Source organism: Microcoleus sp. bin38.metabat.b11b12b14.051 (assembly GCF_013299165.1).
GTDB lineage: Bacteria > Cyanobacteriota > Cyanobacteriia > Cyanobacteriales > Microcoleaceae > Microcoleus.
Window position 1 is genome coordinate 187888 of record NZ_JAAFKD010000012.1, and the last position, 10297, is coordinate 198184.

11 protein-coding genes and 1 pseudogene are annotated in these 10297 nt (G+C 45.8%); 5 read left to right on the forward strand and 7 right to left on the reverse strand.

All coding sequences use genetic code 11. The features are described from left to right. Window positions 1–274: 274 nt before the first annotated feature. From QZW47_RS15035 to QZW47_RS15045, 3 genes are all read left to right on the forward strand, one after another. A complete protein-coding gene (locus tag QZW47_RS15035; protein ID WP_293128245.1) occupies window positions 275–1246 on the forward strand; it encodes a GTP-binding protein in 972 nt (323 codons plus the stop codon). A gap of 445 nt (window positions 1247–1691) precedes the next feature. Then, the gene (locus QZW47_RS15040; RefSeq protein WP_293128246.1) at window positions 1692–2780 is read left to right on the forward strand and encodes a WD40 repeat domain-containing protein; all 1089 of its coding nucleotides are present in this window, start codon (window positions 1692–1694) and stop codon (window positions 2778–2780) included. Between the two features lie 196 nt (window positions 2781–2976). Beyond that, window positions 2977–3657: a CADD family putative folate metabolism protein gene (locus tag QZW47_RS15045; protein ID WP_293128247.1), complete on the forward strand. Its 681-nt coding sequence runs from the start codon at window positions 2977–2979 to the stop codon at window positions 3655–3657. A 648-nt stretch (window positions 3658–4305) separates the two neighbouring features. On the opposite strand, the gene QZW47_RS15050 is transcribed toward QZW47_RS15045, so the two are convergent. Both QZW47_RS15050 and QZW47_RS15055 read right to left on the reverse strand, forming a co-directional pair. Next, window positions 4306–5145, reverse strand: coding sequence for a metal ABC transporter permease (locus QZW47_RS15050; RefSeq protein WP_293128248.1), 840 nt, complete (start codon window positions 5143–5145; stop codon window positions 4306–4308). A gap of 480 nt (window positions 5146–5625) precedes the next feature. Beyond that, on the reverse strand, window positions 5626–6345 hold the full coding sequence (locus QZW47_RS15055; protein WP_293128249.1) for a metal ABC transporter ATP-binding protein: 720 nt from the start codon (window positions 6343–6345) through the stop codon (window positions 5626–5628). Window positions 6346–6433: 88 nt separating this feature from the next. On the opposite strand from QZW47_RS15055, the gene QZW47_RS15060 reads away from it, so the two are divergent. Next, entirely contained in the window at window positions 6434–7480 is a 1047-nt protein-coding gene (locus QZW47_RS15060) for a zinc ABC transporter substrate-binding protein (protein ID WP_293128250.1), read from the forward strand. Window positions 7481–7637: 157 nt separating this feature from the next. Here QZW47_RS15060 and QZW47_RS15065 read toward each other — a convergent pair whose 3' ends face one another. After that, a complete protein-coding gene (locus tag QZW47_RS15065; protein ID WP_293128251.1) occupies window positions 7638–7901 on the reverse strand; it encodes a hypothetical protein in 264 nt (87 codons plus the stop codon). A 708-nt stretch (window positions 7902–8609) separates the two neighbouring features. Then, a complete protein-coding gene (locus QZW47_RS15070; RefSeq protein WP_293128252.1) occupies window positions 8610–8777 on the reverse strand; it encodes a metallothionein in 168 nt (55 codons plus the stop codon). 146 nt (window positions 8778–8923) lie between these two features. On the opposite strand from QZW47_RS15070, the gene QZW47_RS15075 reads away from it, so the two are divergent. Further along, on the forward strand, window positions 8924–9334 hold the full coding sequence (locus tag QZW47_RS15075) for a metalloregulator ArsR/SmtB family transcription factor (RefSeq protein ID WP_293128253.1): 411 nt from the start codon (window positions 8924–8926) through the stop codon (window positions 9332–9334). On the opposite strand, the gene QZW47_RS15080 is transcribed toward QZW47_RS15075, so the two are convergent. The 3 genes and pseudogenes from QZW47_RS15080 to QZW47_RS15090 all read right to left on the reverse strand — a co-directional run. Continuing rightward, a complete protein-coding gene (locus QZW47_RS15080; RefSeq protein ID WP_293128254.1) occupies window positions 9335–9535 on the reverse strand; it encodes a hypothetical protein in 201 nt (66 codons plus the stop codon). Between the two features lie 54 nt (window positions 9536–9589). After that, window positions 9590–9790, reverse strand: coding sequence for a heavy-metal-associated domain-containing protein (locus QZW47_RS15085; protein WP_293128255.1), 201 nt, complete (start codon window positions 9788–9790; stop codon window positions 9590–9592). Window positions 9791–10162: 372 nt separating this feature from the next. Continuing rightward, window positions 10163–10297, reverse strand: a pseudogene (locus QZW47_RS15090) (3-deoxy-7-phosphoheptulonate synthase); the annotation flags it as partial.

Consider the following 10297-nt stretch of genomic DNA (forward strand, 5'->3'; position numbering starts at 1 on the left):
ATGCGGACTAAAGTCCTCACTACAAACCTAGAATCTGTCAAGGTTCGTAGTCAGGACTTTAGTCCTTCTTCTATGGATGCGGACTAAAGTCCTCACTACAAACCTAGAATCTGTCAAGGTTCGTAGTCAGGACTTTAGTCCTTCTTCTATGGATGCGGACTAAAGTCCTCAATACAAACCTACCAGCGCTCGGCTCGCTAGCTTTCACCATTTAGCATCCAGATCGTGTAAAATAGCGACAATGGTTATCATTCTACAAAACTAGAGGTAAAATATGGTTACTGCTGGAGCAATCGAATCAGTTCCCGTGACCGTTCTCACAGGCTATCTGGGTGCAGGCAAAACTACGCTACTCAACCATATCTTGACACAGGAACACGGCAAAAAAGTTGCAGTCATCGTCAACGAATTCGGCGAAGTAGGCATCGACAACCAACTGATCATTGACGCCGACGAAGAAATTTTTGAGATGAACAACGGCTGCATTTGCTGTACAGTCCGAGGCGACTTAATTCGGATTATCGGCAACTTGATGAAGCGGCGCGAAAAGTTTGACCACATAGTCATCGAAACCACAGGTTTAGCCGACCCCGCACCAGTAATTCAGACATTCTTTGTAGACGAAGATATGCGCGACAAAATGCTGTTAGATGCAGTTGTCACCGTAGTCGATGCCAAACATATCTCGCAACATTGGGATGCAGAGGAAGTTCAAGAACAAATTGCCTTTGCTGACGTAGTTTTGCTCAACAAAACAGATTTGGTCACAGCGGAAGAATTGGCAGAATTAGAAAGGCGAATTCGCGCCATGAATGCAATGGCGAAAATCCACCGCACTCACAATGCAGAACTAGACATTGATGCGTTGTTAGGTGTCAAAGCATTTGATTTGAACCGGGCATTAGAAATCGAACCCGACTTTTTGGGCGTACACGTTCACGAACATGACGCAACAGTAAAATCAATGGCAATAGTAGAATTTGGTGCTATTGATGGCGACAAATTTAGCGATTGGATTGGCGAATTGTTGCGAACTCAAGGCACAGATATCTTTCGGACAAAAGGGATTTTAAACATAGCTGGAAAAAACGAACGATTTGTTTTTCAAGGAGTACATATGTTGTTCGATGGCCGACCCGATAGAGCCTGGAAAGCCACCGAAACTCCGAAAAACGAACTCGTATTTATCGGTCGCAACTTAAACGAAACTCAATTGCGAGAGGATTTTCGTAAGTGTCTAGTTTAACTGGCACATTGAAGCATTTTTAATGAGCCTTTTAGGAACAGGTAAGATGCCTGTTCCACAAGAATAAAATTCATCTCTTGTGGAACGGGCATCTTGCCAGTTCTTAAGAAACGAAACTCAATTGCGAGAGGATTTCCGTAAGTGTCTAGTTTAACTGGCACATTGAAGCATTTTTAATGAGCCTTTTAGGAACAGGTAAGATGCCTGTTCCACAAGAATAAAATTCATCTCTTGTGGAACGGGCATCTTGCCAGTTCTTAAGAAACGAAACTCAATTGCGAGAGGATTTCCGTAAGTGTCTAGTTTAACTGGCACATTGAAGCATTTTTAATGAGCCTTTTAGGAACAGGTAAGATGCCTGTTCCACAAGAATAAAATTCATCTCTTGTGGAACGGGCATCTTGCCAGTTCTTAAGAAGAGTGCAACATCTCAGATTCAATAAATATGGGTAACAAAAAGACAAATAAAAGCGAACAAACTCTAGAATTGTACGCTAAAGTAATGCTGTCTGACTACATAACTGCTGTTACGTGGTCGCCGGATGGCAAAACTTTAGCAGTTTGTTCGGCTGCGGGCGAAGTGATGCTGGCAAAAGTTGGGAAAACCAAAGAATTGTCTTTGCAACCGCTGCAAATTGCAACGGGCAAATCGGTAGATTGCTTATCTTTTTCGTTTGATAGTCAATTGTTAGCTGCGGGCGGACAAGATGGAACAGTGCAAATTTGGCGGGTTGATTCTAGAAAGTTAATCACTAATTTGGACAATCACCATGTCTGGGTTGATAAGTTAGCTTGGAGTCCCCACTGCAATCAGTTGGCTTTCAGTATGGGCCGCTGCGTTCAAGTCTGGAATGCTGATGATCATGTTGTGGAAGTAACGCTAAATTTTGACTCGTCATCTATCCTAGATTTAGCGTGGCATCCTATTGTTCAATATCTGGCAGTTAGCGGCTATCAAGGTGTTAAAGTTTGGAGTGGCGAAGACTGGGATGAAGACCCGGAAATTTTATCGGTACCGTCCGCAACAGGTGCAATAGCTTGGTCGCCGTTAGGGGAATATTTAGCTTGTGGTAATATGGATAATACCCTAATTGTTAGTGAATGGGGCAATTTGGAACCGTGGGTAATGCAGGGTTTTCCGGGGAAAGTTCGAGAGTTGGCTTGGTCGAATCAAACTAATTCTTTGGGTGCACCTTTGTTGGCGGCTTCGAGTTCTCAAGGCGTTTCTGTTTGGGCAAGAGATGCTGATGAAAGAGTCGGTTGGGAAGGTTGGGCTTTAGAAGTACATGAAAATGTCGTAAGTGCGATCGCATTTCAACCTAACACATTTTTGTTAGCTTCCGCCGCCGCCGACGGTCAAGTTTGTTTGTGGTACAAAGCAGAACAATTGCAGCAAATTCTCGAAGGTGCAGAGGGCGGTTTTTCCTGTCTCGCATGGCATCCCGATGGTGAGTTTCTCGCGGCTGGGGGGAATGGTGGCGAATTGCTGGTTTGGTCGAAATCTATGCGTGGCAAGGGATTTGGGCGGGGTTGAGTGCGGGTAAGCGACTTATCCACTGGTGTCCAGAAACCGGGTTTTTCGCGAAAATACACAGGTTCCAGACCAGAAATCTAGTAAAAACCCGGTTTCTTTGATCGTAGTGCGTTCAGGACTGAACTTGCTCTTTACAAAATCCCAAAATACTATAACATCTTAGTGGCTGCATTATCCTTAAGGGCGATCGACAATCATGACCGAACAGCAATTTCTCGAACAACTCAACAGCATTCTCGACCAAAACCACCTGCTGAAACACCCGTTCTACCAAATGTGGAACGAAGGTAAACTCGACCTCGCAATGCTGCAAGAGTACGCACAAGAATACTACCTGCAAGTTCACAACTTCCCCACCTACGTCAGCGCTACCCACGCCGCCTGTGACGACATCAAAATTCGTCAAATGCTCCTCGAAAACCTCATAGAAGAAGAGCGAGGTGCCGCAAATCACCCCGAACTGTGGCTGCGCTTTGCCGAAGGTTTGGGTTTAGACAGAAATGCAGTTCTCGATCGCGAACACTTAGAAAAAACCACCGAATCCGTCCGCATTCTCAAAGACTTAGCGCGCAGCGAATCTCCCGCCAAAGGTTTAGCCGCCCTCTACGCTTACGAAGCACAAATCCCCGAAGTTTCCACAACCAAAATCGCTGGTTTAAAGGAATTTTACGGCATCGATTCACAAGCTGCTTTGTCCTTCTTTCAAGTTCACGAAAAAGCCGACGAGTTCCACTCGGAAGCCACCCGCGAAGCTTTGTTACAGCTTTGTCAAACTGAAGAAGCGCAACAGGAAGCGCTGTTAGCTGCCGAAAAAGCAACTTTTGCTCTCAATTTACTGCTTGATGGTGTTTACGAAAGCTTTTGTCAAGCTAAGTAAGCTTCAGTTGACAGTTGACAGAAGAGCCCGCCCGCGGAGTCGAGGGGTTGACAGCTTGCGCGCTCGCGACTTGCCCCGAGCGAAGTCGAGGGGAGTCGAAGAGTTGACAGAAGAGCCCGCCCGCGGAGTCGAGGGGTTGACAGCTTGCGCGCTCGCGACTTGCCCCGAGCGAAGTCGAGGGGAGTCGAAGAGTTGACAGAAGAGCCCGCCCGCGGAGTCGAGGGGTTGACAGCTTGCGCGCTCGCGACTTGCCCCGAGCGAAGTCGAGGGGAGTCGAAGAGTTGACAGAAGAGCCCGCCCGCGGAGTCGAGGGGTTGACAGCTTGCGCGCTCGCGACTTGCCCCGAGCGAAGTCGAGGGGAGTCGAAGAGTTGACAGCTTCTTTCTGGTAAAAAACGCATATTTGCAGGGCGGGTTGAAAAACATTGGTGTCAACTTACTATCAAGCGTAGTAATAAGTTTCTTGTTTGACGACTAGGCCCAGATCCCCCCTAGCCCCCCTTAAAAAGGGGGGAACCGGAAAGGCTCAAACTTCTCCTTCAAAAGGAGAGAACCGGATAGGATCAAAGTCCCCCTTCTTAAGGGGGATTTAGGGGGATCGAGACTCAGCTAGAAGCGAGATTTATCAGAATGTTTACACTGAATAGGACTATTCTCCTCTCTTTCTAGTCAAAATTCCTTGACTGGGACTGAACAGCAAAGCTACTAAAAATAAGCCAAATACAACTAAGACAATTGCCGCACCAGAGGGCATATTAAAATAATAACTAAGATACATCCCCGTCACACTAGCAGCAATCCCGATTATCGCACCCAATCCCATCATTAAATGTAACTCTTTTACCATCAAATACGCCGTTATTCCCGGCCCGATTAACAGCGAAATTACTAACAGTGCGCCCACAGTTTGCAAACTCGCAACGACTGTCAGTGTAATCGCCGAAATTAGTCCCAAATAAATCAAGTTTACAGGTAAACCGGATGCTTGCGCGCCCAGCGGGTCGAAGGTATAGAATAGCAGTTCTTTGTAAAAGATTTTAACCGCCACCAAAATAATCACAGTTATGACCAAAGTCTGCTGCACATCTGACGGTGCAACTGACAAGATATTCCCGAATAGAAAACCGTCTAAGTCTAGTTTTGTTGTCCGCAACAGGCTAATTAGGGTGACGCTAATTGCTAAAAAAGTTGACAAAATTAATGCCATAACTGCATCTATTTTAAGCCGCGATTGGGCTTGAATCCAGGCCATAATTATCGCGCTGATGATTCCTGAGATAAATGCACCGATGGAAATATTGTAGCCGAAATAAAAAGCAATCGGCAGTCCAGCTAATACTGAATGGGCAATCATGTCTACCATCATTCCCATTTGCTGTACAATTAGGTATGAACCGACTACGGCGCAGACAATTCCTAGCAGAATTCCGACGGCGATCGCATTTCGCATGAACTCGAATTTGAGCGGTTCGATTAGTATGTTTAACATTTATAGAGGAAGGAAGAAGGAAGAAGGAAGAAGGAAGAAGGAAGAAGGAAGAGGTAGCTGTAGGGTGTGTCGCCACTGAAAATCCATCAAGGGAAATCGACAATCTCGTAGCGACGCACCTGATACAATTTTTGCTACAAAAAAGTTTTGGGTTGGTTTACTAAATTATCTTGTAAGGTGCGTTGCTATGAGATTGTATGTATTTAGTTAGGGATTTTCCAGGCGACGCACTCTACGAATACTAAATTATTTTGCAAGGTGCGTCGCTATGAGATTGTATGTATTTAGTTAGGGATTTTCCAGGCGACGCACCCTACGAATACTTTGGGTTTACTAAATTATTTTGCAAGGTGCGTCGCTATGAGATTGTATATATTTAGTTAGAAATTTTCCAGGCGACGCACCCTACGAATATTACTGTCTTCAACCCGCGGAGGCGCGTGAGTGTTTGTATAGACGCGGTTTTAACCGCCAGTCTTTTTACGCAGAAACTAAGCTTAAATCGTATCCATAGGCTTTTTGAATATTGGTCGCGGTGAGAACTTCCCGGCAGGAACCAGTGGCGATTAACTGCTTGTTGAGCAATAATAAATTATCGTATTTTTTTAAAGTGTCGCCTAAATCGTGGCTGATTACTAGCAGGGTTTTATTTTCGGCTTTGAGTTCGGCAAAAATATCGAATATAATCTCTTCTGTTGCTTTGTCGATCGCACTAAAGGGCTCGTCGAAGAAGAATAAGTCGGCTTGTTGGGCGATCGATCTTGCTAAAAATATCCGCTGCTGCTGTCCCCCGGAGAGTTCGCCAATTTGTCGATCGCGCAAATCCCACATTCCCACCCGCAGCAAAGCAGCTTTCACCAATTCCCGCGACTGTTTCGAGGGAGTCCGAAACCAACCAGTCTGGACAGTCCGCGCCATCATCACCGCATTCCACACCGTAATCGGATAATCCCAGTCAATTTGCGATCGCTGCGGCACATAAGCCACCCGTCCCAACTGTTCCTTCAACAACCGCCCCTGATATTTTACCAAACCCCGAGACGCCGGAATCAAGCCCAACATCGCCTTCACCATCGTGCTTTTCCCCGCGCCGTTGGGGCCGAACACGCCCGTTAACTGTCCCGGATCTAACTTAAAATTCACGCCGTTGAGGGCCGAAATTCCTCGATAATTCACAGCCAAGTCTTGCACTTCTAGCATAATTCCAGATTTTGAGAACGATTCTTGTTCGTAGCTACTACAATAGGATAACTCTAAAAGTAATAACGATTATCGTTCCAAAGGTAAAATGTTAAAAAAATTGACCGGAAAAAGCCGCAAATGGTGCGGTGTGGCGGTTTTGGCGATGGGTTTCGGGCTGGTTGGCTGCAATTGGGGCCCCCAAGCCAGCAATCCCACGCCCCAGAGTCCCGCCGCCACTCAAACTCAAGCTAATCCCCCCGGAAACTTGCCAAAAGTCGTGGCTACGACGGGCGTTATCTGCGATATTACTAAGGAAATTGCCCAAAAGTCGATCGACACCACCTGTCTGATCCAGCCCGGAGAAGACCCCCACGCCTACCAAACCAAGCCAGAAGACCGCAAAGCCATTGAAACAGCAAATCTGATTTTATACGGTGGCTACAACCACGAACCCAGCATCATTAAATTAATCAAATCCAGCAGTAATTCCGCACCCAAAATCGCCGTACACGAACTCGCCGTTCCCAAACCGCTGATGGGCGAACACGAACACGAAGGCGAACAAAAAGCCCAAAATAAAACCCACGCCAGCGACGAAAAAGTCCCCGATCCTCACGTTTGGCACAATCCTAAAAATGGCATCCGCATGGTAGAAACAATTCGCGATGAATTGAGCAAAGTTTCCCCAACTAATGCTCAACTATATACCACAAATGCCGCCAAATTAACAGATGATTTAGCAAAAATAGATACTTGGATTAAAGCACAAATTGCGACAATTCCGGCTCAAAAACGCAAATTAGTCACAACTCACGATGCCCTGAGTTACTATGCTGATGCTTACGGCTTAGAGATTGCTGGAGCTTTGCAGGGAGTGACAACAGAAGAACAGCCCACAGCCGCCAGAATAGCCGAATTATCATCAGAAATTAAGACAGCAGGAGTTCCGACAATTTTTGTCGAAACCACAACTAATCCGAAGTTGATGCAGACTGTAGCGAGGGAAGCAAATGTCAAAATTTCCGACAAAGAACTGTACAGCGACGAGTTAGGCGGTTCCGGCACCGGTGCTGACACCTATGAAGGGATGCTGACAACTAATACTTGTGCCATTACCTCCGGCCTCGGCGGCAATTGTAAACCCTTTCCGTAGCGCGCACCATTAGGTTCGTAGTGAGGACTTTAGTCCGCATCAATCAGAGGCAATTGTAAACCCTTTCGGTAGTGCAGCCATTTGGTTCGTAGTGAGGACTTTAGTCCGCATCAATCAGAGGAATAAATTCCTCACTACAAACCTATATTGCACTTTCTCAATAAGGCGAATTTCCGTCATCCGTACTGGGAGGTTTTTGTCCAATTCCCAATTGCTTCTTAGACGATTTTAAGTCTTTCCAAAGTGCCTTAATATCTTTATAAGCTTTCTCAGCGCTAATTTTTCCCCCTGTTTCCAGAGAGCAAATATAAGTTATTTTCTGAGCAAATTCCTGCAAATTAGCATTAAACGCCAAGTTTTCAGGCGTGAAATCACCGTAGTAGCGACTGCGAGGATGTAAAAAATCTTCCCGCTCTTTCATAAAAAAAAACTCGGTAAGTGGTAAACAAGCGTGGCTTGAGCCTCGGAGAGGGAAACGACACGGGTGGTTTTAACCACCGTGAATCTTTCCATTACCGCCTTGGGATTGCTTGGCTCTTGTGTACTTTTGTAATGTACTCTCAATGGGACAATTACCATTTCAAACTGCACAATCCTGTACGCATAATGGTTGCCTTTGTTGGGCTCCCTTACGGGGTAATGTTCGCTTCGCCAATGTTATAAGGGCTTGTGAGGCTAGCAGCACTGTCTCAGTGACTTTAAGACTGTTTAACTACTAGCGATAGAGCGGAAAACTAGCGTCGCATTCTCCGGTATCATGACCCAAATAACGTAGACCTCGAAAGTCTTAGGCTGGTCAGAATAGCTTACTCGATTACTCTTGCAAGCCGTGTCTTTAGACCTGAGTTCCTGACTGCCCCCTCCTAATTCAACTTTTGGTTCTGTCTCTGCTATTAATAGCAATCTTTGCACTTAGTATTGCGCGCTAACTTACTTTTATTGTATTCCGCTGCTAACAATTGTGCTTTTTCCCTGTGTACTTCGTCTATTAAGACAATTTTAACCTTTATTTACCCGTATTTTAACCTTTATTTAACCTAAAAGCACAAAAATTGGGAGACGCGCTGTTAGCATCTCCCTTTAGATAGATTTTTACAGGGGTTCTTTAACCTTTTCTGAAGCGGAATATTTATTTACTGCACTCGCAGCCTGTGTGGCCGCAGCCGCTGCCGCTAGGGTGGCCGTCAGCGCAAGCAGTGGAACAGTAAGATTTTCCGCTTTTTTCGATGGCTTCAGTCAGGCTGACAACGCACAAACAAGAAGGGCAGGCGCATTTCATTTGGGTGACGGTGGTCATTTTACTTTCTCCTGGCGGGTTTGTTTGGCTATACATATATATGAACACATATTCAGATGTAAGTCAAGGGAATGTAAAAATTTTGTTACAAAAGGTGAGCCGATCGCGCTAATATGAAAATGAGAATTAAAATCAGCCGGGAAAAGATGTCACCGAAGTCTGCTGTTAACGGAGCGATAAGTCAGCTTGACCAAGAAAACGATACACCAACGTGCGGGCGATCGCACGTAGTCGATTCAGAGCAGGCCAGGGACATCCAAACACAAGTTCTCAACACCGCCAAAGCCCAGCGAATGGCAGAGTTTTTCAGTCTTTTGGGAGATGCGAATCGCTTGCGGTTGCTCTCTATTTTGGCACATCAAGAATTGTGCGTGTGCGACTTAGCCGCTGCTTTGAGCATGAGCGAATCGGCGGTATCGCACCAGTTGCGGGCGTTGCGGGCGATACGTTTGGTAAGTTACCGCAAAGTTGGGAGACAAGTTTTTTATAGTTTACTCGATCGGCACGTTTTAGAACTTTATCGAGCAGTCGCCGAACACTTGGACGAAGAATCTTAATTAGTCAGTTGACTGTTGACTGTTGACTGTTGACTGTTGACTGTTGACTGTTGACTGTTGACTGTTGACTGTTGACTGTTGACTGTTGACTGTTGACAGTTGACTGTTGGTAGGGGTGAATGCTGTAGGGGCGAGTTCACCGATATCTATGATGCACATCGAGAATATTTGTAAACTCGCCCTCCCCAACCAAAGATTCATCCAAGCGATTATCTGTAAAGGGGCTTTGACTGCAAACCAGGGCTCATCCTAATATTAGGCTTCGAGGACTGTGTGACCGGAAGCAACCACAGCTTGTTTAATAGACTCTTCCGAGGCTTTCGCTTCCACAGTCACAGTCTTGGCGGCTAAATCCACATCCACCTTAGCTTCCGCTTCAACGGTTTTGATGGCTTCGGTAATAGTGGTTCCGCAGCCGGAACAGACGATCGACGGAACATGAAGTTTGAGTGCCATAATTAAGCGATATCTTGTAGATGACAGGATTGATCGTGCTTTTATATTAATCTAATTTCGGTTTGCTCTCATAATATTTCTTGAAAGTTTAGCCGTGGGTAGAGACTTAGGCAATGCCTTTCGCCGTGTCAGCCACGCGCTTTCCGAGAGTCCGGCAGGGGTTTAAACCCCTGCCTCAAAGCTAAAGTCGGTTAAAACCGACTGTAGAGTCTGACGTTAAATATTATACATTTCAGTCCTCTTTTAGAGGACTTTCGCTGTGAGACAGGGGTTTTCAACCCCTGTCGGACTATTGGATTTACGGATAACACTGGTACTAGGTTGCGTATTAACTTGACAGGATGAAGGACAATGCCTAATTCCCTACAAATATCACCTGACGCTTAATACCTGTGAATGCAAATTAATATCAGCAACGCACCGCCCGACGGCCGCCGCCACAGGCCGCAAACTAGCAACTAAATCTACCATATCCGGCAAAGAAAGAGCTTGCCGCGCGTCAGAAAC

What these genes read in the sequence shown, in the direction of transcription:
- QZW47_RS15035 (WP_293128245.1), top strand. Translation starts at nt 275, where the DNA reads ATGGTTACTGCTGGAGCAATCGAATCAGTTCCCGTGACCGTTCTCACA.
- QZW47_RS15040 (WP_293128246.1), top strand. Translation starts at nt 1,692, where the DNA reads ATGGGTAACAAAAAGACAAATAAAAGCGAACAAACTCTAGAATTGTAC.
- QZW47_RS15045 (WP_293128247.1), top strand. Translation starts at nt 2,977, where the DNA reads ATGACCGAACAGCAATTTCTCGAACAACTCAACAGCATTCTCGACCAA.
- QZW47_RS15050 (WP_293128248.1), bottom strand. Translation starts at nt 5,145, where the DNA reads ATGTTAAACATACTAATCGAACCGCTCAAATTCGAGTTCATGCGAAAT.
- QZW47_RS15055 (WP_293128249.1), bottom strand. Translation starts at nt 6,345, where the DNA reads ATGCTAGAAGTGCAAGACTTGGCTGTGAATTATCGAGGAATTTCGGCC.
- QZW47_RS15060 (WP_293128250.1), top strand. Translation starts at nt 6,434, where the DNA reads ATGTTAAAAAAATTGACCGGAAAAAGCCGCAAATGGTGCGGTGTGGCG.
- QZW47_RS15065 (WP_293128251.1), bottom strand. Translation starts at nt 7,901, where the DNA reads ATGAAAGAGCGGGAAGATTTTTTACATCCTCGCAGTCGCTACTACGGT.
- QZW47_RS15070 (WP_293128252.1), bottom strand. Translation starts at nt 8,777, where the DNA reads ATGACCACCGTCACCCAAATGAAATGCGCCTGCCCTTCTTGTTTGTGC.
- QZW47_RS15075 (WP_293128253.1), top strand. Translation starts at nt 8,924, where the DNA reads ATGTCACCGAAGTCTGCTGTTAACGGAGCGATAAGTCAGCTTGACCAA.
- QZW47_RS15080 (WP_293128254.1), bottom strand. Translation starts at nt 9,535, where the DNA reads ATGAATCTTTGGTTGGGGAGGGCGAGTTTACAAATATTCTCGATGTGC.
- QZW47_RS15085 (WP_293128255.1), bottom strand. Translation starts at nt 9,790, where the DNA reads ATGGCACTCAAACTTCATGTTCCGTCGATCGTCTGTTCCGGCTGCGGA.